This window comes from Acidaminococcales bacterium, from assembly GCA_031290885.1.
GTDB lineage: Bacteria > Bacillota > Negativicutes > Acidaminococcales > JAISLQ01 > JAISLQ01.
Genome location: JAISLQ010000001.1, coordinates 1 through 26827 on the forward strand (window position 1 = coordinate 1; position 26827 = coordinate 26827).

General features: G+C 50.8%; 22 protein-coding genes. 9 read left to right on the forward strand and 13 right to left on the reverse strand.

Translation table 11 applies throughout. The features are described 5' to 3' along the window. Nucleotides 1-13: 13 nt before the first annotated feature. The 8 genes from LBO03_00005 to LBO03_00040 all read left to right on the forward strand — a co-directional run bounded on the left by LBO03_00005 (nt 14) and on the right by LBO03_00040 (nt 9208). The gene (locus LBO03_00005) at nt 14-274 is read left to right on the forward strand and encodes a hypothetical protein (protein MDR3347981.1); all 261 of its coding nucleotides are present in this window, start codon (nt 14-16) and stop codon (nt 272-274) included. Nucleotides 275-352: 78 nt separating this feature from the next. Next, nucleotides 353-1723 (forward strand): allantoinase AllB, encoded by a 1371-nt coding sequence (gene allB / locus LBO03_00010; protein MDR3347982.1) that lies wholly within the window; start codon nt 353-355, stop codon nt 1721-1723. A 24-nt stretch (nt 1724-1747) separates the two neighbouring features. Continuing rightward, on the forward strand, nt 1748-3187 hold the full coding sequence (locus tag LBO03_00015; GenBank protein MDR3347983.1) for an amidohydrolase family protein: 1440 nt from the start codon (nt 1748-1750) through the stop codon (nt 3185-3187). A gap of 69 nt (nt 3188-3256) precedes the next feature. Next, nucleotides 3257-4060 (forward strand): polysaccharide deacetylase, encoded by an 804-nt coding sequence (locus LBO03_00020; protein MDR3347984.1) that lies wholly within the window; start codon nt 3257-3259, stop codon nt 4058-4060. A 35-nt stretch (nt 4061-4095) separates the two neighbouring features. Further along, complete coding sequence (locus LBO03_00025; GenBank protein ID MDR3347985.1) at nt 4096-4929, forward strand: polysaccharide deacetylase; 834 nt, start codon at nt 4096-4098, stop codon at nt 4927-4929. Between the two features lie 112 nt (nt 4930-5041). Next, nucleotides 5042-6316, forward strand: a complete 1275-nt coding sequence (locus tag LBO03_00030) for an aspartate aminotransferase family protein (protein MDR3347986.1) — start codon at nt 5042-5044, stop codon at nt 6314-6316. Between the two features lie 93 nt (nt 6317-6409). Then, nucleotides 6410-7873, forward strand: coding sequence for an aldehyde dehydrogenase family protein (locus LBO03_00035; GenBank protein MDR3347987.1), 1464 nt, complete (start codon nt 6410-6412; stop codon nt 7871-7873). 36 nt (nt 7874-7909) lie between these two features. Beyond that, nucleotides 7910-9208, forward strand: coding sequence for a CapA family protein (locus tag LBO03_00040; GenBank protein MDR3347988.1), 1299 nt, complete (start codon nt 7910-7912; stop codon nt 9206-9208). A 62-nt stretch (nt 9209-9270) separates the two neighbouring features. On the opposite strand, the gene LBO03_00045 is transcribed toward LBO03_00040, so the two are convergent. The 11 genes from LBO03_00045 to LBO03_00095 form a co-directional block, all read right to left on the reverse strand. Continuing rightward, nucleotides 9271-10689, reverse strand: a complete 1419-nt coding sequence (locus LBO03_00045; GenBank protein ID MDR3347989.1) for a hypothetical protein — start codon at nt 10687-10689, stop codon at nt 9271-9273. A gap of 1 nt (nt 10690) precedes the next feature. Then, the gene (locus tag LBO03_00050) at nt 10691-11392 is read right to left on the reverse strand and encodes a response regulator transcription factor (GenBank protein MDR3347990.1); all 702 of its coding nucleotides are present in this window, start codon (nt 11390-11392) and stop codon (nt 10691-10693) included. Between the two features lie 58 nt (nt 11393-11450). Further along, on the reverse strand, nt 11451-11657 hold the full coding sequence (locus LBO03_00055; GenBank protein MDR3347991.1) for a copper ion binding protein: 207 nt from the start codon (nt 11655-11657) through the stop codon (nt 11451-11453). A gap of 140 nt (nt 11658-11797) precedes the next feature. After that, on the reverse strand, nt 11798-12490 hold the full coding sequence (locus LBO03_00060; GenBank protein ID MDR3347992.1) for a hypothetical protein: 693 nt from the start codon (nt 12488-12490) through the stop codon (nt 11798-11800). After that, nucleotides 12490-14970, reverse strand: a complete 2481-nt coding sequence (locus LBO03_00065) for a heavy metal translocating P-type ATPase (GenBank protein ID MDR3347993.1) — start codon at nt 14968-14970, stop codon at nt 12490-12492. Before LBO03_00065 ends, LBO03_00060 begins: the two co-directional genes overlap by 1 nt. A 15-nt stretch (nt 14971-14985) precedes the next feature. Further along, the gene (locus tag LBO03_00070) at nt 14986-15474 is read right to left on the reverse strand and encodes a DUF2318 domain-containing protein (protein ID MDR3347994.1); all 489 of its coding nucleotides are present in this window, start codon (nt 15472-15474) and stop codon (nt 14986-14988) included. Between the two features lie 164 nt (nt 15475-15638). Then, nucleotides 15639-16955, reverse strand: coding sequence for a sulfite exporter TauE/SafE family protein (locus tag LBO03_00075; GenBank protein ID MDR3347995.1), 1317 nt, complete (start codon nt 16953-16955; stop codon nt 15639-15641). A gap of 519 nt (nt 16956-17474) precedes the next feature. Beyond that, the gene (locus LBO03_00080) at nt 17475-18503 is read right to left on the reverse strand and encodes an FkbM family methyltransferase (GenBank protein ID MDR3347996.1); all 1029 of its coding nucleotides are present in this window, start codon (nt 18501-18503) and stop codon (nt 17475-17477) included. Further along, nucleotides 18500-19600, reverse strand: coding sequence for a glycosyltransferase family 4 protein (locus tag LBO03_00085; GenBank protein MDR3347997.1), 1101 nt, complete (start codon nt 19598-19600; stop codon nt 18500-18502). The genes LBO03_00080 and LBO03_00085 overlap by 4 nt, the downstream gene beginning before the upstream one ends. An 87-nt stretch (nt 19601-19687) precedes the next feature. Further along, nucleotides 19688-20920 (reverse strand): hypothetical protein, encoded by a 1233-nt coding sequence (locus tag LBO03_00090; protein MDR3347998.1) that lies wholly within the window; start codon nt 20918-20920, stop codon nt 19688-19690. Further along, a complete protein-coding gene (locus LBO03_00095) occupies nt 20917-21624 on the reverse strand; it encodes a hypothetical protein (GenBank protein ID MDR3347999.1) in 708 nt (235 codons plus the stop codon). The genes LBO03_00090 and LBO03_00095 overlap by 4 nt, the downstream gene beginning before the upstream one ends. 653 nt (nt 21625-22277) lie before the next feature. Here LBO03_00095 and LBO03_00100 point away from each other — a divergent pair. Next, entirely contained in the window at nt 22278-22565 is a 288-nt protein-coding gene (locus LBO03_00100; protein MDR3348000.1) for a hypothetical protein, read from the forward strand. 620 nt (nt 22566-23185) lie between these two features. Here LBO03_00100 and LBO03_00105 read toward each other — a convergent pair. After that, nucleotides 23186-24838, reverse strand: coding sequence for a BamA/TamA family outer membrane protein (locus LBO03_00105; GenBank protein ID MDR3348001.1), 1653 nt, complete (start codon nt 24836-24838; stop codon nt 23186-23188). Beyond that, a partial coding sequence (locus LBO03_00110) for a DUF4097 domain-containing protein (protein ID MDR3348002.1) occupies nt 24835-26827 on the reverse strand: 1993 nt, incomplete at its 5' end. The genes LBO03_00105 and LBO03_00110, both read right to left, overlap by 4 nt.

Consider the following 26827-nt stretch of genomic DNA (forward strand, 5'->3'; position numbering starts at 1 on the left):
CTTGGGGCGTGTCGTGGAAATAGGCAGCAGGGAACAGATTTTTGAAAATCCTCAGCATCCTTATACTAAAGCGCTGCTTTCCGCTGTCCCGAAAATCAATCCAGATGACAGGAATGAAAGAATTGTATTGTCAGGCGAAATTCCCAGCCCCATAAATCCGCCCGCAGGATGTTCATTTAAAACGCGCTGCATGCATTACATGGAAAAGTGCAACCAAACCCCGGAAGGAGTGGAAAAAGACGATCATTTTGTGCTTTGCCATTTATGCCAATAATACCTCACGGCGTTTGGCAAACGCATTAAATTAAGGTAAGTCCTAACCTAAGAAATGGGGAATTAAAACATGTTGGACATGGTTATTAAGTCTGAAAGGTTATACATTGACGACCATTTGCGCCAAGGTTATATCGGCATCAAGAATGGGAAAATAGTTTGTTTAAGTCAAGGCGCGCCCGGTTTTGCCAATAAAGAAATTGATGCGGGCAATTACTTGGTATTGCCGGGATTAGTTGATTCTCATGTTCATATAAGAGAACCGGGGAATTCACATAGGGAAACTTTTTTCACGGGGACGTTAGCTGCAGCCAACGGCGGCGTGACTACAATCATAGAGCACCCGATCGCCTCGCCGCCGCCGTATAATCTGTCAATTTTGGAAAACCGTTTCCGGGCGGCGCAAGGAGAGATAGTTGTTGACGTCGCTTTCATGGGAGCGGCCGGCGAGCATAATTTAAAAGGAATAGAAAGTTTTGCCAAATCCGGCCAGATTGTCGGCTTCAAAACTTTTTTGCAGGAGTCGCCTGCCGGCCGGGAAATGGAGTTTCAGGGATTGACCATGTGCAATGACGGTATATTGTACGAGGGCATCAGAACGCTGGCAAAGACCAACCTTATATGGACGCTGCACGCCGAGAACAATGACATGATTCAGCAAAATATAAAAGAGTTCATCCAAAACCGGGATTTTGCCTGGATCAATCATGCCCGCTCCCGGCCGGCACTTACAGAAACCGAGACGGTCGCTAAAGTTTTATTGCTTAGCGAGGGAACGGGATTGTCCGTGCTTTTCTGTCATATCTCCAATCCCGGCGCTATGGAGCTGATTAAACGGGAAAAGCAAAAAGGCCGTTGCGTATATGTTGAAACCTGTCCGCATTATTTATGCTTTACAGAAGAATTGATAAAGGAACACGGGCCTTTTGCCAAATGCAATCCACCCTTGCGAACGGAAAAAGAACGACAAGGCTTGTGGTCTTATATTAAGGACGGCACGGTTGATATCATCGGCAGCGACCATGCCCCATATGCGGTGGAAGAGAAAGAAACAGACAATATTTTTACCGCCTGCGCGGGGATTCCTTCGCTCGAAGTCAGGTTCCCGCTTCTATTTACCAAGATACAGGAAGGGGCGCTTTCATTGCAACGGTTTGTTGAGTTAGTATCGACAAATCCGGCTAAGTTATTCGGCCTTTATCCGCGGAAAGGCAAAATCGCTTTGGGCGCCGACGCAGACATCATCTTGGTAAATGCCGACAAGTCTTATTGCCTGACTACGGAGACTATGCAGACTAAATCAAGAAAGTCAGCCAAAGCGTTTGAAAATGTCAAGGTTACCGGGGAGGTTGCCGCAACGATCGTCAGGGGCGAGTTTGTCAAGGAAAATGGGTTGGTTAAGCCGGAACGCAAGGGGTACGGCCAAATCTTGAGGCCCTATAAACCTTGATTCTTCAATAAGGAGGAAGTACCCGTGGACAACACAAAAACAACGCTCATTGCCAACACTTCTTACATAGTGGGATTTACCGGGACGCAGCATTTTCTCCTGAAAAAAGGCGAACTTGCCTACAAAGGCAATGAGGTGATCTACGTTGGCAAGTCTTTTCCTGGACAAGCGGATGAAATCATTGACGCCCAAGGCGGTTTTGTCATTCCCGGCTTGATTAACCTGCATTGCCATATTGCCGCCAGCCCTGTTGAGAAAGGCTTTCTGGAAGATACGGGCAATCCTAATTTGTATATGACCGGGCTTTATGAATATTTGCGTGTTACACACATCACGCCTGAAGATCAAATGAAAGTATTTAATTTTTCTTTATCCGATATATTGACAAAAGGTTCCACTACCATTTTCGAGTTGGGTCTTGGCACGGAAGAAATGGTCGAAGCTATAGGAAATTCAGGGATTAGGGCGTATATAGGGCTAATGGCCAGGTCTGGGGTTTTTATGTCTAAAGACGGCAGGAAAGTACATTACGAGTGGGATGAGCCGGAGGCTTTCCGGCGGTTGGCAGTAACTTTGCAAAGACGGGAAAAATATGACGATTCCTTTAGCGGCAGAATAAAAATAGCTTTGTATCCGGGACAGGTAGATACCTGTACGCCTGATTTTCTAAGAGAAATCGGGAAAGTTGCCAGTCAAACTAAAATGTGCGTAGCAACTCACGCCGCCCAAACGGTAAACGAGTATCAAATAATCTTGGAAAAGTATGGCAGGACGCCGGCGGATTTTCTTACCGAAAATGGCATAGCCGGTCCGCGCGTTATGTACGGACATTATATATTGCCTAGCGGGCATAGCATGAACGCATTGAAAATCGGCAATGAACTTAAAACAATTGCAGATGCCGGCACTTCAATAGTGCATTGTCCCTGGGGACATGGCCGAAGGGGCATCATTATGGAATCTTTTAATAAATATTTGGATTTAGGGATAAATCTATGTCTTGGCACCGATACTTTTCCGCAAGACATGATTAATGAAATGCGTTGCGCGGCTGTTTTTTGTAAAATAGCGGAAGCAAACCCCAACAGGGGAACGGCCGCCCAAATATTTAACGCCGCGACATTAGGAGGGGCGAAGGCTTTGGGCCGGGACGATATAGGCAGGCTTTCCCCTGGGGCTAAGGCTGACATTGTAATTATTGATACGAACAACTTGGAAACCTGCCCTCTGCGAGATCCCATAAAAGTATTAATATATACCGCATCCAGCCGAAACATCAGCAAAGTAATTGTGGATGGGAATATAATTGTGGAAAACGGCATAGTCAAGAATATGGACGAACAGCTTCTTATTAAAGACATGCAAGCTGTAGCGGAAAGAATGTGGGAAAATGTGAAAAACAAAGATTGGGGCGGCAGGTCGCATCTTGAAATGTCTCCCATGAGTTTCCCGGTCGTAGAATAAAGCGAGCATTACCATTGCGGGGAGGTATTCGGGTTGGGAATTTGGCCTAATAATAAAAGAATCGCTGTAATGATAACTTTTAATTTTGCGGCCGAAACACTATGGCTTTCCAGAAATCCAACGAATGCCGCTAATTTTGCCGCTTTGTCCCGCGGACAGTATGGCCCGACACAGGGTTTGCCCAGAATTCTCGCAATGATGGCCGTATATGGGGTCAAAGGGACCTTCTTTACTCCGGGATGGGTCGCCGAAAAATACGCGGCATTGCTAAAAGATATCCACGCGCAAGGACATGAAATTGCTTATCATGGTTATTTGCATGAAGAAACCTTGGGCATCAGCTATGAGGAAGAGGCCGCAAACATGGAGAAAAGCGAAAAAATCATTGAAAGGATTATCGGCAAAAAGCCTGTCGGCCATCGCGCCCCCAACGAAACCATGCATCCTTTCACTCTGGAGATGATACATAAAAGGGGCTACTTATACAGCTCTAATTTGAGCGACTGTGATAAAGCCTATTTGCATACGCTGGACGGCAAAGCGATTTCACTCGTTGAACTCCCAATAGATACAATTTGTGATGACAACTATTATTATTTCTTTGCGCTTAATCCGCCGGTTCGCCGAGGAATATCATCGTCCGGAACCATGATAGGAATTTGGAAGGACGAGTTTGCCGGCCTTGCCGAAGAAGGCGACAAAGTGCTTTCCCTCGTTATCCATCCGCAACTTTCCGGCAGGACCAGCAGGATTAATGCGCTCGGGGAATTCATTGGCTATATGAAGTCAAGGGGCGCCTGGATAGCCAAGAGCGAGGAGGTTGCCCGTTATATCCTGTCACAAAAACATGGCCGCCGCGCCAAGGGCATTTAATTGGCCGGAGCATATAGCGCAAAGGAGATTTAATTATGGGCATATGGCCTGACAATAAAAGAATTGCTATCATGATGGCTTTTGATCTTGACGCAGAAACACTTTGGCTGGTTAGAAACAAAGAAAATTGCAGTCATCCAGTAAATTTATCTAAAGGCGCGTACGGGCCAAAACAAGGTATCCCAAGAATTCTCAATATGCTTGACATACATGACATTAAAGCAACTTTTTTTATTCCGGGCTGGGTTGTTGAAAGACACGAAGAAACGGCCAAAGACATTAATCGCCGGGGACATGAAATTGCTTTTCACGGCTATTTGCACGAAGAAGAACAGGGCGTAAGTTACGAACAAGAAAACGAAACAATGGAGAAAAGTGAAGTAATTATCGAAAAAATTACCGGAAAAAGACCTGTCGGCCATCGCGCTCCCGGCGGCGTAGTGCACCCCTTTACAATCAAGCTGCTTTACGAACGGGGGTATATTTACAGTTCCAACTGGCGGGATCGCGACAACGCATTTTTTCATGAAATAGACGGCCGGGAAGTTCCCCTTGTTGAATTCCCTAAAGACTCTATCTACGATGATTCCGCATATTTCCATGTTACCAACAGTCCGCCGATTCGAGAGGGCATGCAATCTGCCCGGACGATGATAGAGATATGGAAAGACGAGTTCGACGGATTAGCCGCTGAAGGCGATAAAATCATGTCTTTTGTCATCCATCCCCAGATCTCCGGCAGGGTCAGCAGAGTCAACGCGATCGGCGAATTTATCGGCTACATGAAAACCAAAGGCGCTTGGTTTGGCAGAAGCGATGAAGTGGCACGGTATCTCATCGCGCGGAAGAATTTTCACGGCGCGTCTTAATTCGCCGGAACAACGCCGCCGCTGCCCTTTAGGAGCGCCAACGCTTGCGCGGGCAAAATATCCCGTTCGTTTTTTATGAAGTGCGAGAAACAATAACGGAGGAGTGAATATTTTGAGTTTATGGGAACGAGCAAAAAAAGTTTTGCCGCCGGTTGCGGCCCGCTCCACCCAGCTTGGGATAGTGGAAGGCCACGGTTCCTATCTGTACGGCGAAGACGGGCGAAAATATCTTGATTTCGCTTCAGGCGTGGCGGTATGCAATGTAGGCCATAACCACCCGGAAGTTGTTCAGGCCATACGGGAACAGTTGGGCAAACTTGTGCACGGCGGCCATAACGTAGTCTATTATGAACCTTATGTTGCGTTAGCGGAAGAAATCGTATCTATGACCGGCGGCGATACGATGGTTTATTTCAGCAACTCCGGGGCGGAAGCTAACGAAGGGGCACTGAAATTGGCAAAATATGTTACCGGCCGGCCGGCTCTTGTGGCCTTCAGCGGCGCTTTCCACGGCAGAACATTAGGGGCGGCGTCAATAACCACGTCCAATGCTTCCTTTCGGAAAAAATACGAGCCGCTTTTGCCAAGTATATATTTTGCCGAATACCCGTATTGCTACCGCTGTCCGTTTGGCCGCAAACAGGAGAACTGCTCTATGGAATGCCTCGGCCAATTTGACTGTCTGTTCAGCCGGGCGGTCGACCCTTCGCAGATTGCCGCCATGATCATTGAGCCGGTAGCCGGCGAAGGCGGCTATATAGTTCCGCCGGCGCCATTTATGCAAGGATTGTACGAGATCTGCCGGGAACAAGGTATATTGCTTATATTTGACGAAATTCAGACAGGCTTTGGCCGGACGGGGAAAATGTTTGCCTACGAACACTTGAAATACCGTCCGGATATTATGACCTGCGCCAAAGGCATCGCTAACGGATTGCCGCTCAGCGCAATTATCGCCAGACGGGATTTGATGGAACAATGGCCGGCCGGGGCGCATGGCGGAACATTCGGCGGCAATCCGCTTGCTTGCGCCGCCGCCAAAAAGGTTGTTGAAATATTAAGGGGCGGCGGCCTTGACAACGCCAAAAAGATGGGTTCTTATCTTCTCGCAAAATTAAACGCGTTTAAAAGCCGTTATAAATCAATTGGGGATGTTCGCGGAACAGGGCTGATGCTGGGGGTCGAGTTCATTGACGGCGAAGGCGGCCCAAACGGAAATTTAGTACATGCCATTCTTGATTATTGCATAGGTCACGGATTGATTTTACTGTCCTGCGGACCGCACAAACACGTCATTCGCTTTATTTGCGCCACAACCGTGACAAAGCAAGAAATTGACGATGGGCTTGCCATACTGGAAGCGGCCTTGCAAACTGCGGAGGCATAGCCGCCGGCAAATACGCTGGCCAAATTTTGTCCGGCTTTCTTGGGGCGATTTTTTTATTCAAATGCGGTGTGAACACAAAACGGAGGGTTAATCATGACGCAAAACAAACCGCCTACATGCCTGAACTATATCGGCGGACAGTGGAAAGCTGCCATTTCGGGCGAAACAATGGCAAGCAGCAATCCCGCAAAGCCGCAGGAGCTGGTTGGCTATGCGCAAAAATCGTCGCTTGCGGATTTGGATGATGCGGTAAACGCCGCTAAAATGGCAAAAGATGTTTGGAGAAAAACAGCAAGTCCAGTTAGGGGCGAATATTTAGAACGGACAGCTGACATTTTAGAAAAGCGGCTGCAAGAAATCGCCGAAACAACGACCCGTGAAATGGGAAAAAGTTTGCCAGAGGCCAAAGGCGAAACAATTCGTGGAATTGCCCTGCTGCGATATTATGCCGGCGAGGGAATGTATAAGACAGGCGACGTTATTCCCACTACCGATGGAGAGGCCTTTATGTTCACTGACCGTGTGCCGCTTGGCGTAGTCGGCGTAATAACGCCGTGGAACTTTCCGGTTTCTATTCCTATTTGGAAAATGGCGCCGGCGCTGGCCTACGGAAATACCATAGTGATAAAAACGGCTCAAGAAGCGGCCGTGACAGGCAGCAAAGTTATAGAATGTTTTGCCGACGCCGGATTTCCGGACGGAGTGATTAATATGGTGACCGGAAGCGGCTCGGTTATCGGCCAAGGGATCATTGACCATCCGGACATTAACGCCATTACCTTTACCGGCTCCAATGCGGTCGGCAAGCGGGTAGCAGCCGGCGCGGCCGCCCGCGGAGCCAAATATCAGCTGGAAATGGGTGGGAAAAATCCGGTAATTGTCGCGGCGGACGCCGATCTGAATCTGGCCGTAGAGGCAACGGTGAGCGGCGCTTTCCGTTCAACCGGACAAAAGTGCACTGCTACAAGTCGGGCGATAATCCATCGGCAAGTATATGAACTTTTTAAAGAAAAATTACTAAAGCGAATTCAGAAGCTCAAAATTGGTTATGGGTTAGATACAGATACCTGGATGGGGCCGGTCGCGAACAAGGATCAGTTGCAAACCGTCTTGGCATATATTGAGAAAGGCAAAGAAGAAGGGGCCACATTGCTGTGCGGAGGCAAACGCTGTGATACGGAAAAACTAAAATACGGGTATTTTGTCGAGCCCACAGTATTTGAAAACGTAAGAAAGGATATGACTATATTCCGGGAAGAAATCTTTGGCCCGGTATTGGCTTTGGTAAAGTTTGATTCTATAGAGGAAGCCTTGCAAATAGCTAATGACGTGAAATATGGTTTGAGCGCTTCCATCTTTACCAGAGATATTGGGACCATGTTTCACTTTATCAAAGACATGGAGGCGGGTTTGGTGCGTATTAACGCTGAAAGCGCCGGATTGGAATTGCAGGCTCCTTTTGGCGGGCTGAAAGAATCTAGCTCCTATTCCCGTGAGCAGGGGCAAGGAGCTAAAGAATTTTTTACGTCGACGCGGACAATTTACGTGAAACCATGAACAAATAACTCTTGTTGAAAAAGGAGCGCTAAGATCATGGCAAAGGTTTCCATCGTGGCAGCGGGGGATTCTTTTATAACGCAACGCTTGCCGCAAGATATTCATTTCGCCGAATTGAAAGAATATATACAAGCGCACGATGTACGTTTTACTAACTTTGAAGTCCTCCTGCATGATTTTGAAGTTTATCCGGCGCCAGTCAGCGGAGGCACTTGGGCGGCCGCCCGCCCGGAAGTTTTACAGGACATCAAGCAGCTTGGCTTTAATATGATGACTTGGGCAAACAATCACACGATTGACTGGAACATTGACGGCATCTTAACGACAATGAACCATCTTGATAAAAACAAGTGTATCCACGCCGGTGTTGGCAGAAACTTGGCCGAGGCGTCACAGCCGCGATATCTTGATGCTGCGCAGGGGCGCGTCGCACTGCTCGGCGTAACCTCGACGATATCGGAATGGGGCATGGCCAGCGCGCAAAGACCCGACGTGCTTGGCCGGCCCGGAGCTAACGCCCTTCGTTATCAGGCGATTCATAAACTCTATCCGCAGGATTTTGACAAGTTAAAAGAAATCGTCGAACAGACGGAAGTAAACGCCAATAGAATTTTAGATGAAAAAGAGGGCTTTAAAAAACCAGTTGTTGGCGGCTATTATGTTGGCGGTATCAGGTTCGAACCGGGCGATAAACCGGGAACTATAACTAAAATGAACGCCAAGGACGCCGAACGCATTGTCCGTTCCATACACGAAGCGATCCGGCAGGCGGATGTTGTTTTAGTCAGCCATCATACACACGAGCGGAAAGGTTTGGCGAAGGGCCGCCCGGCGGATTTTGCCCGTGATTTTGCAAAATTGTGCATTGACAGCGGCGCCCATGCTTATATCGGCCATGGCCCTCATATTTGGCGTGGCATTGAAATTTACAAAAATCGCCCGATCTTCTATAGCTTAGGGGATTTCATTTTTCAAAATGATTCTGTAGAGCGTCAACCAACGGAATTTTATGATCTATATGACCTCGGTGCGGAAAATACTGTCTCCGATGGACTGGATGCCCGCAGCGCCAATGAAACGCGCGGCCTTGCCGTAGATCGCAAAGTATATGAATCGGCTTTGGTTTCTTTTACGGTTGCAGACGGCAAAATTGATGAAGTTACGTTAGTTCCGCTTTCCTTGGGTTTCGAATACGGCAGGCCGCGGCGCGGCCGCCCGCAGTTTTCTAACAAGGCGGACGGGGAACGTATTTTGCGCGACATTGCTGATTTATCCGCAGAATTTGGCACAGAAGTCACAATAAATGACGGTATAGGAAAGATTAAACTGAAGTAATTTTTTTCAGAAAAACCATGCGAAAATTGCGTAATCGGCTGCGCCGCGCCCATTTGACTCAATCATGCGTCCTGCCGATTCGCCAAAGAGCCGTTTCCCGGCAGCGCAACGGTAAAGACGCTGCCCCCGCCCGGGCGTTCTGCCGCTTTTACCGTTCCGCCGTGGGCGCTGACGATGGATTTTACTATGGACAGGCCGATGCCCGAACCGCCGCTCCTGCGGCTGCGGGACTTGTCCGCCCGGTAAAGGCGCTCAAAAATCAGCGGCAAATCGGCGGCGTCGATGCCCGGGCCGTTGTCGGCTACCGTCAGGACTACGTTGGGCGGTTCTTTTTTTATATCGACTTCTATCCGCCCGTCTGCCGGCGTGTATTTGACCGCGTTGGACAGGAGGTTGAATATTACTTGGCTTAGCCGGCCGCGATCGGCGAAAACAGCGGCATCGTCTCCCCGCACGTCTATCCGCAGCCGCTTCTCCGCCGCCGGTATCGCTATGTTGCCCGCCACGGCCCGGACAACTTCCAAAAGGCCAAACCGCGTTTTGTCCAAATGCAAGGTCTCGCTTTCCGCTTTGGCCAGCCGCTCCAAATCGGCGATCAAGTTCACCAGGCGGCTGATTTCCTCCTGGCAGCTTTGCAGGCGTTCGGCGGAAGCATCCCATAATCCGTCAATCATCGCTTCCAGATTGGCGCTGACAATCGTCAGGGGCGTGCGCAGTTCATGGGCGACGTCGGCCGTCATTTGCTTGCGCAGGCTTTCCTGTTTGGAAAGAGCCGCGCCCAGTTGCTGGACGGCCGCCGCCAGATTGTCCAGTTCCTTGACGCCGGCCCGGTTTTCAAATTCTATAGCGTAATCGCCGCCAGCCATGCGTTTGGTTATGTCAATGGTTTCCACGATGGGGCGGGCTATCCGCTTGGCCAGGAACCAACCGGTTATCAACGCGAACAGGAGCGAAAGCGAGCCGGTGAAGAGCAAAATGCCGTTCAGGGTACTTAAAAACTGAAAATCATTTTCACTTAGAAAATACGGGCCAAAATAACTGATGGTTACGGAACCTATCTTTTCGCCGTTTTTGTCCAAGGCATAATCTTGCGATACAAACTCGCCTTCGACTTTGGGCAGCCGCGCGTTCATCCTGGTGGATATTTCCCGCATTATCTGGTCGCACAGGGTCATGTCATGCTGCTGCGCGTCCCAAACCGAATGTCCGCCGTTGTCGTACACCTTGATGATGTAGCCTTCGTACAGCACGTACATGCCGAGCATGTGAATGAAAGAACTGTCCCAGGAACGTGTTTCAAGGTCGTAGCGCTGGCTGAGGTCGGCGACAATTTCCAAGGCTTTCGCCTTCTGCCGCTTGACGATGTATTCCCGGAACCTTTCGTTTATGAGCGTATTGGACAAAAAGCTGATGAGGACGACCGTAAACAGTACCGCCAGCAAAATGGCCAAAGACAAGTGGCTGCGCAAACTGTGTTTCATCTCAACCGCCGCCGAACCGATAGCCGGTGCCGTGCGCCGTGAGGACATAGACGGGCGTTTTGGGGTTGTCCTCAATTTTCAGGCGCAGATTTTTGACGTGGCTGTCAACCGCCCGGTCAAAACCGTCAAAGTTGTCCCCTAACGCCAGCTCGATCAATTGATTCCTGGTAAAAACCCGGCCGGGATGTTTGGCCAAAGCGGCCAGAATTTTAAATTCGCTGGGCGTAAGGCCGGCCGGCCGGCCTTTTTTGTATGCGCCGCCCTGCGCGAAGTCTATGACCAAATCGCCGCCGCCGAAGGAATTTTTGGCCACCAGCGGCAAAAGTTCGCCGCTCGCCCTGCGCGTTACGGCCTCCACCCTGGCCAGCAGTTCCTTGAGGCCGAAAGGTTTGGTGATATAGTCGTCGGCGCCAAGCTCAAGCCCCATGACCTTGTCGTCCTCTTCTACCCGCGCGGTCAGCATGATGATGGGAACGCGCGATTTTTTGCGGACGGCGCGGCACACCTCCCATCCCGATATGTCGGGCAGCATTATATCAAGTATGATCAGGGCTATTTCTTCCCGCGCGAAAATCTCCAGGGCCCGGCTGCCGCTTTCCGCGCAAAATGCCCCGTAGCCGCGGCTTTGCAGAAAATCGGCGGCAACCTCTAATATTTTTGTTTCATCGTCAACTATCAGTATGTTTTTATGCGAAACAGCCATGGCAACCTGTCCTTTTTGAAAATAGCGGACGAGAAACGATGCCGCCTGATTTTTGCCGTCAGGCCAGCACGTCGTAGCCCTGCTCCTCGATCGCGTTTGTGAGCGCGGCCTTGTCCGCCGCCGGGTCGTGTTCCACCGTTACGGATTTGCCGTTAAGGTCAACGCTTACCGCAGTTACGCCGGAAAGGGCGCCGACCGCCTTTTTAACGGCCGCGACGCAATGTTCGCACGACATGCCTTCTACCTTCAGAACGGTTTTTGCCATATTAAACGCCTCCTACTATAATAAAGTTGTTATCATGAAGTTGTTGTCTATCGGGTTTGCGCCCGTGCGCCATAATGCTTGGCGTAGGGGATCCTCCTTTGCATCCACGCGATTGGCTCTCCGCGGACAAAGTGGAGGCTCTACTTTAGATTAAAGGGTTTCAGGAACTTGTCGACTTCCGCCGGTTTCCCGTCGATGTCCACAGTTACCTTGCCGAAAACCCAGCCGTCTACTTTTTGCGCGTTGACGCCCGCTTTGATGAAAGGCTCGGGATTCAGCACGAAAACAATGTCTTTGTCGTTCTTGCCCATGTCTTTTGCCCACTCGAACAGGTTGCCGCCGCCGAGATCGACGCCGTAATGGTCAAGCGCGGCGTGGTAGCCGATCGCCTCGCGTTTCAAGGCGACGATCTGCTCATAAGAGGCCAGCGGGGTAGGTTCGCCCTGATACTTGGGTTTGCCGTCGCCCAACTTTCTTCCCACCATGATTTTGTCATCATAGAAAAGAATGTCGGCCGGCAGTTTGGCGGCGTCCAGCCCTGCGGCAATGAAGGGGCGCGCGTCCAATTCGATCATTACGTCGTGCATCGGGCTTTTGCTGAAATCCTTGCTCCAGACAAACCTGGCCCCGCCGTCGGGCGCGGCCAGCGACCAACCGCCGTTCATCTCATCGGGCGTTATTTTGTCCGGGATGGTTTTTGCCACCTCGCCAAAAGACGTTATGGAATTTTTCCCGACAACGTCCAATTGGCCAAACTGTCCGCAGGCGGCGGCGAAAACGGTTATCAGCAGCGCCGCGCCTACGAAAAACGATTTTTTAATGATATTTTTCATTATACGCTCATCCTTTCACAGCGCGCGGCTTTAAACTTTTTCAGCCGCAGCGCGTTGGTCAATACCGATACGGAACTCAAACTCATGGCGGCGGCGGCGAAAATCGGGTTGAGCAAAGGGCCGCCGAAAATATGGAGCAGCCCGGCCGCCACCGGTATGCCGACTATGTTGTAGCCGAAAGCCCAAAAAAGATTTTGCTTTATGTTGCGGATGGTTTTTTTGCTCAAATCAATGGCGGTAGACACGTCCGTCAGATCGGAACGCATGAGGACAATGTCCGCCGACTCCATCGCCACGTCGGTTCCCGAACCGATCGCTATGCCTATATCGGCCTGCGCGAGCGCGGGGGCGTCGTTTATGCCGTCGCCGACCATCGCAACCTTGCGCCCTTCTTTTTGCAATTTTTTGACTTCGCTGGCTTTGTCCTGCGGCAAAACCTCGGCCAGCACCCGGTCTATGCCTACTTCGCGCGCGATCGCGGCGGCGGTTTTCCGGTTGTCGCCGGTGATCATCGCCACCTCTATCCCCATGCGGCGCAGGCTTTGGATCGCGGCGCGGCTTGATTGTTTCACAACGTCGGCCACGGCCACGATGCCGGCGGCCTTGCCATCAAGCGCGATGTACATCGGGGTCTTGCCTTCCAGCGCGAGCCCATCGCCCGCCGCTTCCAGTTCCACAAGCCCGACGCCCCGCTCGTCCATCAGTTTGCGGTTGCCGGCCAGAACTGATCGGCCGTCTATCGTCGCCTCAATGCCGCGCCCGGTAAAAGATGCGAACCTTTCCGTCGGCAAAATTGCCAAACCCCTTTCTGAGGCGCCGTTTACAATCGCCTGCCCGAGCGGATGTTCCGAGCCTTTTTCCGCAGAAGCGGCCAGCGTCAGCAGATAGCCCTCCCTTATGCCCGGCACTGGCAGGACGTCGGTTATGGTTGGCTTGCCTTCCGTGATGGTGCCGGTTTTGTCCAATACCACGGTATTTATTTTATGCGCCGTCTCCAGCGCCTCGCCGCCTTTGATGAGGATGCCGTTTTCCGCACCTTTGCCTGTCCCGACCATAATCGCCGTGGGCGTTGCCAGGCCGAGCGCGCACGGACAGGCGATTACCAGCACGGAGATGAATATAGTCAGGGCAAATTCCAGATTGCGCGTATTTATATACCAAGCCGCGCCGGCAAAAAGCGCAATCGCGCAGACTACCGGCACGAAATACCCTGACACGATGTCTGCCGTCTGGGCGATCGGCGCTTTTGAGCCCTGGGCGTCTTCCACTAATTTGATTATTTGCGCCAGCGCCGTGTCGGCGCCGACCTTGTCCGCGCGGAACCTGATCGCGCCGGTGGTGTTGAGGGAAGCCGCGTACACCGGGTCGCCGGGCTTTTTGTCCACCGGCATGCTTTCGCCGGTCAGCATGGACTCGTCAATCGCCGTATACCCGTCCGTAACCGTGCCGTCGACCGGTATCCGGGAACCCGGCCTGACCATTATAACGTCGCCGCTTTCCACCTCGTCGATCGGGATTTCTTTTTCCTCGCCGTTTTGGATAACAATGGCGGTCTTGGGGGCAAGCCCCATCAGCTTTTTTATGGCCTCCGACGTGCGCCCCTTGGACACGGCTTCCAGCGACTTGCCGAGCAAAATGAGGGTGATGATTACGCCCGCCGTTTCAAAATACAAAGACTCGGCCAAGGCAAACTCGCCGGAAGCGATCTGCCAGACATTGAAGGCGCTGTAAACTACCGCGGCCGAAGTGCCGATCGCTATGAGCGAATCCATATTGGGGCTGCGCTGCAGCAGCGCCCTGAACCCGACCGTGTAAAACTTGTAGCCTACGCATACCGGCGGAATCACCAAAAAAAGTTCCAGCAAAGCGTAAACGAGCGGATAATTCATGGGATCGAGCCAGGCGGGAAAAGGCAGGCGCACGAACGTGATCATCGGCGCCATGGCTATGTAGAGCAGCGGCAGGGAAAAAACCGCCGAAATGGCGAACTTGGCCCAAAGCGTCCGTATTTCCCTTTGTTTGCGCTTCCTGTCCTCGTCGGCCGCGTCATTTTTATCTATTTCCAGCGCCTTGTACCCGAGCTTTTCAATCGCCGTCCGCAGGTCAGATACCCTTATGGTTTGCGGGTCGTAACTGATGCTGGCCTTTTCGGTGGCGAGATTGACCTCTGCCGATACAACGCCCTCCAGCCTGCCTACGGCCTTTTCTATGCGCCGGGCGCAGGCCGCGCAGGTCATGCCGCCGATGGGTATGGTTACGCGGCCTTTTTGCTTTTCCAAAACTTTGTAGCCGATTTTTATGACGGCGGCCTTTACCGCCTCTATGGAGAGGCTATCTTCCTCATATTCCACGGACAGTTTTTCCGTGGCAAAATTTACGGCGGCCTTTTCCACGCCCGGCAGCCGCCGGATCACTTTTTCTATCCTTTGCGCGCAGGCGGCGCAAGTCATGCCGCCGATAGCGATATCCTGCTTGCTCATAATGCGCTCCTTATTTCAGTAATCTGTTTTCCAATTGGCGAATATCTCTTTCGCCTGGACGAGAAATTCCCTTGGCACAACTATATTGCCGCCCTCGATTTTTTTGTTTTCGGGCAGGATGGGAACAGGGTTGCAGCCGCCCCTGACTACCTCAATCTGGCTTATGGCGAACCGGCTGCCGCAATTTTGGCAAACCAGCGCGTTGCCGCTTTGTTTGTAATAACCGCGCCCGGAATCAAAACAGATCTGGCAGGTATTGAACGCCGTGCGTATACTGCCATCGGGCGCCTTTACCGCTATGACCTCTAATTTCACGCCGTCAATTTCCACCGGATAAAATCCGGCGGACGCCGAAACCTTGCTCATCGGGATGCTCAGGTCCCCGGGCGCGGCCGCGTGAGCCGATACTTCCAGATACAGGAGGACGCCTACGGCGAACATGGTGAAAAAAAGCGGAACACAGACCGCTGAAACAATATTGCTCTTCTTCTCTAAATTATACATGCCTGTATTCTCCTTCGCTATTGTTTTGCCGAAATTTCCGCGCCAAAACCGCTACTGTTTTTTGCCCCAGCCGCGGGTAAAAACCCATAGCAGCGCGGCAAGGGGGATGATGCACTGCATGTGCCCCAATAGAAAATCCATCTCGGTCACTCCTTCCTATGGCATCAATTGACGACGGTAATGGAACTTCGGATCATGCCCATCCAACAACTGTAAGAAAATCTGCCGGCCTTGTCGGGGGTAAACTCTATGACGTTTTCGCCTGTCCTGAACCTGTGCCTTACGCCGTATGCGGATATGACCATGCTGTTGTTGCAGCCGTTGATCGTGCCTTTGGGGGCGTTGATTGTCCATCTGACCGGCACTCCCGCCTGTACGACAATCGGCTCGTACTGCCCGGAAGACAGGCTGGTGGCGACAACCTGGATATCGCCTTCCCGCGTTGCCCGCGCCCCGGACGGCCTCACGCCCGCCGCATCGGAAACTCCCGGCGCGAAACCGGTCAAGCTAAGGCCGCTATTAAACATCGACATACCCATGGCCACAACCAGCATCGCGCCGGCCGACATCGCTTTTTTCGTGAAATTTGCGCTTAAAGCGGAACTTAACGCGCTCAGCCCAAACATCAAGGGTACCGTGCCCAAGCTGAATATCAGCATGGACAAGGCGCCTTTCAGCGGCCCGCCGGCAGAAAGCGCGTAAAGCTGCATGGCCTGAAGCGGCCCACAGGGCATCAGGCCGTTTAAGAGGCCTACATAAAAAGGCGCGCCGCTATGTTTGCCTTCCGGGAAACGGCGCGTGAAAAAACGCGGCATGCTAAGGTTTATCCTTTTGAGCGCGGGAAATATCCCCAGTATGTTTACGCCCATAACGACCATAAAAAAGCCGGCGGCAATCTGCACCATTCCCTTCATATTGTCGGACAGGCTGACCGCCGCTCCTAAGGCGCCTATCGCGCCGCCTGCCGCCGTATAGGAAATTACCCGCCCCATATTATAGAGTAAGCCCGGCCGCAGCGCGGCCATTTTGCTTTCGCCGCCGGCGGGTTTAAGGCATTGCGCCATGTTTATGCCGCCGCACATCGCGACACAGTGGACGGAAGTCAAAAGGCCGATGGCAAACAGCATCCAATAGTCCATGCCCGCCTCCGCCAGCGGGAAAGAATTGAAAATGTCGCTAAGCCCCAGATTGCGCATGATCATGTACAAAGCGGCGATTATGATAAGACAGTCCAACAAGTTGCCCGCGCCTTTTTGCGGTTCCTCGGACACCTTGTAGCCAAGCTGCCCGATAATCCCGGCGATAGCTGTTTTGTCCAGCGCGGCCGCGTCATAAGTTACCACCGCGTAACCGCCGCCGTAACTTGCGCTGACCTTCTTGACCCCGGCCGTCGCGCCTAACTTTTTGGCTATCTTGTTTTCGCAGTTTACGCAACTCATGCCGTCAATATGAAATTTTTCCGTGCGCGGCTGTTTTTCCACCTGCATCCCGCCTTCCGCTTGTCTTGAAAACAGAATAGCAAAAAATTTTGTAGATTTTGTGTAGGAGCTTTATTAACAAAAAAATATGCCCGCCTGTTTTCCGGGCGGGCCGTGGCCGTCAAAAAAATAACCATATCCGGTTTGGCGCGGCTCTGCCGCCGCGCCCATAGTTTCGACAATCCGCTTGACCTTTTGCGGCTCTCCTTTGGGCATGGGCAAAACAACATCGCTCGTTTCCGCCGTCGAAATGTTTTGCAGCCCATAGGCGACGATCAGATGCTTCTGGACGGAAACCGGCCGTTTTGGCGGACCATGGCGGACGCGTTGCCTTTTGTGGCTTTTTACCGTTCGTCTTTGTGGGCAAAGCGTGCCATAAGAGCCGATGTTTCCCCGGCAACAATCAGCGGCCTTCTCTTGCGGGTTGAGGGCGGAAGCAGACGCGTACCGCTGCCGTTGGCTGAAATTATCGTTTTCATAAGTTTCTCGTTTGAATTGTCCAGCACCGGCCTCAACCGGCATTTAGCGACCAATGGGGAGATTGTCGTATTGTGTCAGTTCCTCCGGGTATCCGAGCAGCATTACGTCGGCCCACAAGCCAAAAGGATCCATTTTAACGATTTCAAATTTGTAGCGCAAGCCCCACGATTCAATAAGCGGCTTTATTTCGAAAAAATCTTTCGGTCCGTGGTAAATGGATATTAAAAGGACCGGGCGTTTTTCACGGATCGTTTTTTGCGCGCCTTGGAGCACTTTCATCTCAAAGCCTTCCACATCCAGTTTTATTAAGCCAACGTCAAGTTTGTTTTCCCCTGCAAAATCGTCCAGCGTTGTGATGTCTATCTTCACTTCTTCGGTATTTCTTTCGTTGTCCATAATCAAAGAGGCGGAATCAACAGCTTCCGCTTCTGGATTATACTTAATATATAAACTTTCTCTTTTGTTCCCCAAACCCAATTGCATCGGCAAAACTCTTTTTAAATTATTGATTTTTATCGTTTGCCGCAGATAATGATAGTTACCCGGCAGCGGCTCAAAAGAATAGATCATCTTTGGCGCGTATCCCTCGAATCCCAAAGCGGAATCGCCCGTAAACGCCCCGCCGTCAATAAAGTCTTTCCCCCTTATATACGCTGCCGCGAATGGGATACGCTTTAATCCGGAGTGATAACATACGGCGGCAGTATCATAAAATCTTGCCGCAAAATATTTTTTGTATTTGTTATAGTCAATCCTTTTGCGCTCTTCCTTTTGCCACGCGGGCATCAAATCATTGGGGTCGAAGTAGCAATAGTCGGATTCTGTCAGCAAATTTATAAAGAATGCTTGGCAACGCAGGAAATCGTCGACTACAGCTTTTCCGTTTGCGCCAATATTGACCAAAAGTTGCCCTTTCTTTAAGTCTATATCGTTGCCAGCCCAATATTCGCGCCATTGCTCGACAATACTTAGCGGTACTACATCTTTTAACTTTAGCAATGAAGTCTTTGAAAATTCTTCCGGCCATGTCCTTTTATATAAACTTCTGCTCAGCCTTTTAATGAGTTTCATGTTGCCATCTTACCTTTCGCCCCGCATAGTTCTCGCAGTGCCGCCAAATATTTTTGGGCGGCCTTTGGCCAGCTAAACATCGCACTCTGGGCATAGCCACGGTTTATCAGCTCTTGGCGCAGCGCTTCCCCGCCCCGTTCAAATTCCCGAATTTTGACGATTAAGTCGGTTTCATCGTCCGGCTCAAAATATATGCAGGCATCGCCGCAGACCTCCGGCACGGAAGTCCCCTTGGTCGCGAAAACAGGCGTGCCGAGTTTCATCGCCTCAAGCGGGGGCAGCCCGAACCCTTCGAGTTTGGACGGGTAGAGCAAAGCCCGCGCGCCCTTTATAAGACGGACGAGCTCCATCTGGCCGACATAACCCTTCTCTTCAAGGATGCCCATGTCTTTCGCTTTATTCGCCAGCAATCTAAATTCATAGGAAAAATCATGCTGTTCCCCCACGAAATATAATTTTCTCCTTTCCGGGCTGGTCATAAAGGATTGCAGTATTTTGTCCATACCTTTGCGCCGGTCATAACCGCCGGCGTATATATAATATGGACGGTCGCCGGCAACAGGTGGAAGTTGCCACCCTTCGGGCGTTTCAATGGCCGCGGCAAACGGGAGAACGATGAGTGGGCATGTTACCCGGAAAAATTTTTCTATTTCCTTTCTGGAATATTCGGATGGCGTAAACACTATCCCCGCATGGTCAAGCGACTGCTGGGTATTGCGCATGTATTTGGCTCTTCTTTTCTCATTTTTGAAATATCCAGGGATCGCCAAGGGAAGCACATCGTGCAGCACTAACACATTCTTCTCTTTCGGCGCGAATGGAAGTACGTCGCCGTTAGCGTGATAGTGTATGAAGTCGCAGTCGGCTATCTTACGGTATAAGAGCCTTTCGCCTATGCTAAATGGAAGATGCCGCCAATATTTGATTTTTTCCGTCGCAAAAGCAAAATCATTAACGGGCGGCCTTCTCTTGCTAAAAAAACACACGCCTGTAAAACAGGCAACCAATTCCGCCACATTGTCCATCAGGTAAAGAAGCGTTTTTGTTATGCCCGCCGGTTTATAGGCCAAAGTATTTGCGTCAATGGCGATTTTCATTATTATTGCCTACATCTCCTATGCATTTTTCACTGGGTGTATGCCAATATACACTATATACTTAAAACATATTTAAAACGTGCGAAGTTATGCAAATTTTTCGACGTCGCGACCGGGAAAAGAAGTCTTGAAATGCGAATTGTTGCTTTCCGCTTTCTGCAGTACTTCCCGTAAATTAGCCAAAGATTCCCCATACATCTCGTCCGCCAGAAATTGCAGGTTTTCCCGCATCCGGTCATATTCTTCCGGGCACATTTCCATTGCCCGGCGCATGGCATCGGCCAACTCGCGACCGTTATCGTAAATAACGGCGTTCTTTTCGGTAAGGCCGTAGGCATTGGCAAACGCTTTCTCAAACAGGCAAGGTTTAACGAACCCGAGCATAAGTTGGTTGGTCCCCGACACTTTCCCTCGCAGGTATTCGCGGTGTCGCTCAACGGCGTAACTTAAAGGCAGGAGGATAAAATCGGCCGCCCGTATTTCGGCAAACATAGCCGCGAAATCCAAGCCCCCTTTAAACTTTACATGTTGCGCCAATCTTTTCGTAATTTTAGGGGCTTCGCCCCTCCCGGCAAGGATTAACTCAAAATTTCCGTTTTCCGCGGACAGCAGTTTTTGCGCCGCTTCAAATATTAAACCAAGACAGTTCCTGTCCATGACTATACCCACGGCAAAAAAACGGGTTTTGGCGTTTTTGCGGCTGATTTTTCTTTCGCCAAAATAATGCGGATTAAGAAATGGTATACCCTGAAAAGGCCAGAGAAGAAACAATCTCCCTTCTTGCAACCATTTTTCTGCGCCGTATTTATTCAGGCAAAATAAACTATGCTCAACCACCAGCAATCCTTTGCGTGCCTTTGGCAGGAATTCTAAATATTTTAAATAAGAATCTCCGGCAGTTAGATATTTTTCCCCATAAGTATAAGAAGAAAAGAAAATATATTCGTAATTATTTATTTTTTCCAAGTGCAGCCATTCCTTTATATGTTCCATATTTCCTAGGAAAAACTGCGGCAGTTTGTCCTGTGGATAATCACAGAAAGGGTCTTGCCGCATATTGTGTGGCCGCAGGAACAAGTCCACGTTAAAACCCAGCTCCTGAAAATATTTCGCAAATCCCGGCAAAATTTCCCCATGAAAAGAATTGGGCTCCACGATCAGGACGCTTTTTTCCCTTATTTCGTAATCGTAAAAAGAATTGTCCGAATGCTCCGCTTCCGGCGCGAAATAGGCCAAGTACAGCAACTTGTCTCTTGCTTTTTTCCGCCAGCTTTTTATCGGAATGAATAAGCAGATCATATGTATTAATATTTTTTTCATTTATTGTTGCCTTCCGCTACTTGCAGCACCTTTTTTAAATTATCTAAGGACTTCTCATACATCTCGTCCGCCAGAATTTGCAGGTTTTTCTGCATCTGGCCGTATTCTTCCGGTCCCATTTCCATTGCCCGGCGCATGGCATCAGCTAAACCACGGCCGCTATCATAAATAACGGCGTTCTTTTCGCTAAGGCCGTAGGCTTTGGCAAACGGCTCCTCAAGCAAGCAGGGTTTGTTAAATCCGAGCATCAGTTGATTGGTTCCCGACACTTGTCCCCGCAGGAATGTATGATGCCGCTCAACGCTGTAACTCAAAGGCAAGAGAATAAAATCAGCCGCCCGTATTTCCGCAAACATAGCCGCGAAATCCAGGCTTCCTTTAAACTTTATATATTGCGCCAATCTTTCCGGAATTTTGGGCAATTCTTCTCTTTCGGCAATGGCGATTATTTTAAAATTTTTGTTTTCAAAGGACAATAGTCTTTCTACTGCTTCCACAACTACCTTAAAGCGGTACATATCCCCCCCTATGGAAATAAATTGAGTCGTGCCGTTTTTATTGGCGGCCATCCTCTTTTCACCGAAGTAATGAGGATTTAAAAAAGGTACGTCTTGGAAAAAAGGCCAAAGTGTAAACAGCCGGCCTTCCTTTAGCCATTTTTTTGCGCCGTATTTTTCTGGATCCGAGAGAACATGTTCAATCATTAACAATCCTTTTATTGCTTTGGGGCAGAACTCCAAATATTTTAAATAACAACCTCCGAATATATATTTTTCGCCGTAGTAGAAAGAAGAAAAGAAAATGTATTCATAATTAATTGTTTTTTCTAACTTTAGGCAGTTTTTGATTTGTTGCCCGTTTCCCGGAAAAAACCGCGGCAGTTTGTCCTGTGGATAATCACAGAAAGGATTTGCAAGTACATTGCGCGTCCGCAAGAATAAGTCCACATTGAACCCTAGATCCTGAAAATACTTCGTTAATCCCGGCAAAACTTCCCCATGAGAAGTGAGTGGCTCCACAATCAGGACGCTTTTTTCCTTTATTTCACAGTCGCAAAAGGAATTGTACGGATATTCCGGCTCAGGCGCAACAAAAGCTAAATACAGCAACTTGTTCCTTGCTTTCTTGCGCCAGCTTTTTATCGGAATGAACAAGCAAACAATATGTATCAATGTCTTTTTTATTTTAATCAAATCCTTTCCGGCAAGGGCAAACGCGCCCATTACCTTGCTTATGGAATGGCCGCGCAAATAGTGAGGTCTTAAAAGAACATCCGGGAACACGAACTGTTTATAGATTCATAAGGCAATAGAACATAAATAAACATTACTGGTTATTTTTTTGCCGCTCAGCAAGCATGGGAATATTCCGTGCTTTTCAAGTTCGCCGTTTTCCGAAACATTATGGCTTTAATATGGAAAGCGGCTTTTTAAGCGGCAATTTACTTGTCCGGCATACGACATTGTTTATGATTATGTTATTGCTCCATCAATCAAACATGGAATATTTCATAAAAAAACAGTATAATTGGAAACATGGAAAACGAATCGAAACCCAACGCAAAGCGGTTGAGCCAAAAGCGCAACTCCCAAATCCGCACGAACATAAGCAAACATCAAAGCCCGCACAGCGATCCGGCGCTTGAGCGCAATGCGCGGAGCCATTTGCGGTCCGTGCCGCTTAGACGCGGCAAAATCCAAGTATTTTGGGCACTGAACGCCTATTTGAGGCGATTCAATATTTGTTTAGGAAGAACAATGGCTTTATGTATTTCAACAAAAGTTAGGGGCAATGTCTTCTAATGTAACAGAATATAGAAAGTGTTACCTGCCACACGGCTATGGTCCGCTTGTGAAGCCGGGCGGCTATTAACAAAAAAATTTCCCGTGGCAAGGGGCAAAATAAAAAAGCACGGAACAATCCGTGCTTACTGGATAAATAAAAACCCGGCAGGTAACACTTTCTATATAATGTTACCTGCCGGGTTTTTCTCAAAGGGAACGCCGCTTAATACGCCCCAATTATATATTTAAGGTCGTGATATTGTCAAGCCGATTAACAGTTTTTGCCAACGGTTTCTGCCATGAAAAAGCACTTGCCGCCGCCCTCGCCCCCACAAACATCCCTTGCCGCTTGCTATCGCAAGTTTTTGGGGGCCGCGCCCCTTTCCCCAAGCTTTTTTGCCAGCATGTAAAAAGGCCTGCCTATTCATAGCCGGCCTTTAAGACAAAGGCGCCGTATTCGCAAACGATTGCCATGCGCCGCCTAAAACTTGTAATTCAAAGAAAAATGCAGGCGCATCGCATCGGCTTTCACATCGTTGACCTTTTTTTGCAGCGGGATACCGACCGTCAGTGCCAAAGACCCGTTCCGGGCAAACTCGTATTGCAGGCCGCCGCCGATGGAGAAGAGGTTTTTGCTGGAAAGGGCGTTGGGGCCGGAAACCATGCCGAAGTCGCTGAAAAAGAGCGCGCTCAGTTTCGGCGTTTTCAAGGGCACCCTGGCTTCTATGTTGAGGCTCAGGCCGCTGTCGGCGCTGAGGACGTTCTCCTCGTAGCCGCGCACGCTGTAGAGCCCGCCAAGGTAAAACTGGTCGGCGGCGGGCAGGAACTTGTCGAAGGACCATTGGCCGTTCAGCCTGGCGCTGTAGATTACATTGGAGCGGGTTTGCCTTTGCCAGAAAACGTCGAGGGCAAACTTTTTTACCTTGCGGTTTTCCTGCCAAACGCGATTGTCGTAAGACCCGTAAACGATGGACGGCTTGAGATAAAAAACCTCCCCCGGTTTGTACCTTGTAACGGCCATGCCCAAGGACAGCCGCTTTTCCCGGCTGTCCGCGAAATTGACGCCCAAGACGCTGGTGCGGGACGACTGGCTTTGCGCGTCAAATATAAGTTCCTGCCGCAGCCTTGACCTGATGATCAGGGGATGGGTATAGGTCAGGCCGAAAGTCGAGGAACTGCCCCTGATGTTCAAACTGTTCACGTCGTCTTCCGTAATCTTGAGCTTGCTGCGGTTGTAATAGGCCGTTACCTTGCCGCCCCGCCGCGTAACGGGCAAAGTGTAATTTGCCATGCCGGTGTAAGAATCGGAAGAAAACAGAACGGCCATGCTCAAAGCGTCCCGCGACCCGGTCAGGCTGCTGTCCGAGAACCCCAGCCCTATCCGCGCCTCGCCAGTGCTTTTGTTGCCGGCGTTGTCGGCGAACACTATGCCCGCGACCTTTTCCGGCTCGCGCGCCGTCAGGAAGAAATCCGTCGTGCCCGGCTGTCGGCCGGCGCGCAGCTCAATATAAAGCTTGACGTCGTTAGTGCCGTTGAACCATTGCAACTGTTTGTCCAGTTCCTTAAAGTCCAGGATGACCCCTTTGGGTATCCGCACGCGCTTTAAGATATAAGACGCCTTGGTGGAACGCGCCCCGGCCAGTTCCACCTCGCCCACCACGCCTTCGAGCAGGATGATTTTCACCACGCCGTCCTTGATTTCCTGCTGCGGCAAAAGGGCCATGGCCGTCAGGTAGCCGCGCTCCCGGTAAAGGGCGTTGATTTCTTCGACAATGCCGTAAAGCCCCTGCGCGCCGATTTCCTTTTGCTCGTATTTTTGCGTTATGGCGGCCAGTTCTTCGGCGGTCAGCACCTTGGAAGCGGTAAACTCCACCTTGCGGAGAAATACGGACAGCTCCTGCCCTTGGGCCGCTTTGGCCGCCGCATCCCCCTTTTTTTGCTTTTCTTCCCGGTCTACCCGCCGCGACTCGCGCCGCAGCTCTTCCGCCGTCTGTTCGCGCTCCAAGGCCGGCAAGGAGCGGTCTATTTCGCTTATGGGGCGGCTGTAGGTATCGTCGCCGGGAACGGGGGCGGCGGCGGCCATGGCAAGCGGCAGGCAGCATAAGAATAAAGTCGCGGCGGCTTGCCCTTTCAAAGCATCTTCCTCTTTTCGTCCAGGATTTGCCAGTTTTGCCGCTCCGAAGCATCGTCAAAATACAAGACATTGGCGCCTTCCCGATTGCCCAGCCGCAGTTTGTACCCGCCCCGGTAAATGCCGTCCAGCGGCAGCACGTCAAGGCTGTCGTAAGACAGGCTCAGATAGCGCCCGTAATCATGGACCGAATCGGCCAGCCAGCCGCCGGCGTAGCCGCGCCCGGACAGCTTCCCGTCCGCCGCGATGGCGATGGCCGTGTCGTCCAGCAGGCTTCTCTGGTTGGTAACGACGTTGACCACTCCGTCTTTGGCGTGCAGGATTTTATAGTTTTCCAGGCCGAGGTAGGAGAACTCGTTCTGGAAGGAAACATGGCCGAAAGGATTGCCCGGCGAGGGGGCGAAATAGATCTGGATGTCGGCGTCGTCCGGTACGGGGTTGCGGCCGAACAGTGTCATCCGGTAACGGCTGTTGCGCAAATAAGCCTTGTCCTTCGCGTAAGCATCCATGACGCGGAAATATTCGCTGCTGACGTTGATCTCGCCGGTCTCCGTCCACAATTGGTCAAGCTGTACGCCAATCGGGGAATCCACGTTGGCGGCAACCTTCTTCATGGCCTGGCTGCCGCCCGCGCCGCGCAAATGGAACTGGAAATAGTCGCCATCGCCGGCGGCGGGGGCGTGGGTTAGCTTGGCAATGTCTATGAATTCGCCCTGGGCGAAAAGGGATTTGTGGGCAACGGCATTGTCTATATCGACCGTGCGCCCGTTTTCTGCGATGCCGAACCAAAGATCCGTCCCCGTTACGTTGACGACGGTTATATTGCCGTCCTCTGCGGCAGCTTTTACGTCTTTGGCGGCGATGATGTTTTTCACGTCAATGTCTTTGGGGTCTATATCCGAACTCTCGCCCAAAGCTTCCAGGGTAACGCCGCCGTTTTCCGCGTCCAAGGTCCCCGCGTGGACGAAACCGTCGTGAGCCGTCAGGACAATGTTGCCGTTTTCGGCGGTTACCGTCCCTACATCTATGTCGCCTTTGTTAGAAAGAACTCCCTTGGAAATGCTTTCCAAGGTTACGTTCTGGTAGCCTTTCAATGACGATAACTTTATGCTGCCGCTTCCCGTCTTTAAAACTATGCTTCCTGCGTAGTCACTGATTTTTCCATCCACAGCAAGGTCGTCGATATCGCCTATGCCCACGTAAATGTAATCGTTGCCGCCGGCCCATATCTGGTCTTTTATATGAATGCTGCCGGTAACCGTTATCAGGTCAATATCTCCATTGTCGGCTACCATATCGGTAGTCCAAATGTCTCCGCCAATAGTTTGGAGCGTGGCGTTTCTCCCTACCCTGACGTACTCGGCATCAATCTTGCCATCGCCTGCGTTGTGCACCGTTATGCTGCTGGAAAGATTAAGCTCGTCAACCAAAATATAATATGACAGGAAATCGCCGTCGCGCATGCTAACATCGATATTGTTTCCGGCGTACATGTGGTCGACCGTAACATTGCCGTGCGGCACGTCAATATTAATATCCCATCCAGCCGACAGCAGCCCGTCAAAGAATACGTCCGGATTGTCCAACGTCGGGTCGCCCGCAGTCAGGTCGCCCCGCGTTGAAATATTGATGTACATGTCATTGCCGGCCGCGATGGTCTCGACATTAATGTCGCCGGTGTCGGTAACCAGACGGAGGTTGTGGCCGGCTATGGCGTCCAGCACGTCGATGTCGCCGGTGGCCGTAGTCAGGGCGGCGTCGTGTCCCACATAAAAGTCGTTCAGCACTTCGATGTTGCCCGTTACGGTAGTGGCAAGTTTAAGGTCGTTGCCCACCTTCGCCTCGGTAACGCTGATGTTGCCGTTCGCCGCCTGTATGGCGGCGTCGCGTGCGGCGGTCAGCTCGCCGATGACGATGTCCTCCTCTCCCGCATGGGTAACTTTCACGTCCCGCCCGGCGGCAAGGTCGGTTACCTCCAGTTCGCCGTCGTTC

Excerpts from the sequence above, each read along its gene's own strand:
- LBO03_00040 (MDR3347988.1), top strand. The coding sequence starts at position 7,910 with ATGGCAAAGGTTTCCATCGTGGCAGCGGGGGATTCTTTTATAACGCAA.
- LBO03_00090 (MDR3347998.1), bottom strand. The coding sequence starts at position 20,920 with ATGAAAAAAATATTAATACATATGATCTGCTTATTCATTCCGATAAAA.
- LBO03_00100 (MDR3348000.1), top strand. The coding sequence starts at position 22,278 with ATGGGAATATTCCGTGCTTTTCAAGTTCGCCGTTTTCCGAAACATTAT.
- allB (MDR3347982.1), top strand. The coding sequence starts at position 353 with ATGGTTATTAAGTCTGAAAGGTTATACATTGACGACCATTTGCGCCAA.
- LBO03_00065 (MDR3347993.1), bottom strand. The coding sequence starts at position 14,970 with ATGAGCAAGCAGGATATCGCTATCGGCGGCATGACTTGCGCCGCCTGC.
- LBO03_00045 (MDR3347989.1), bottom strand. The coding sequence starts at position 10,689 with ATGAAACACAGTTTGCGCAGCCACTTGTCTTTGGCCATTTTGCTGGCG.
- LBO03_00060 (MDR3347992.1), bottom strand. The coding sequence starts at position 12,490 with ATGAAAAATATCATTAAAAAATCGTTTTTCGTAGGCGCGGCGCTGCTG.
- LBO03_00095 (MDR3347999.1), bottom strand. The coding sequence starts at position 21,624 with ATGATTGAACATGTTCTCTCGGATCCAGAAAAATACGGCGCAAAAAAA.
- LBO03_00050 (MDR3347990.1), bottom strand. The coding sequence starts at position 11,392 with ATGGCTGTTTCGCATAAAAACATACTGATAGTTGACGATGAAACAAAA.
- LBO03_00085 (MDR3347997.1), bottom strand. The coding sequence starts at position 19,600 with ATGAAAATCGCCATTGACGCAAATACTTTGGCCTATAAACCGGCGGGC.
- LBO03_00020 (MDR3347984.1), top strand. The coding sequence starts at position 3,257 with ATGATAACTTTTAATTTTGCGGCCGAAACACTATGGCTTTCCAGAAAT.
- LBO03_00025 (MDR3347985.1), top strand. The coding sequence starts at position 4,096 with ATGGGCATATGGCCTGACAATAAAAGAATTGCTATCATGATGGCTTTT.
- LBO03_00055 (MDR3347991.1), bottom strand. The coding sequence starts at position 11,657 with ATGGCAAAAACCGTTCTGAAGGTAGAAGGCATGTCGTGCGAACATTGC.
- LBO03_00035 (MDR3347987.1), top strand. The coding sequence starts at position 6,410 with ATGACGCAAAACAAACCGCCTACATGCCTGAACTATATCGGCGGACAG.
- LBO03_00070 (MDR3347994.1), bottom strand. The coding sequence starts at position 15,474 with ATGTATAATTTAGAGAAGAAGAGCAATATTGTTTCAGCGGTCTGTGTT.
- LBO03_00080 (MDR3347996.1), bottom strand. The coding sequence starts at position 18,503 with ATGAAACTCATTAAAAGGCTGAGCAGAAGTTTATATAAAAGGACATGG.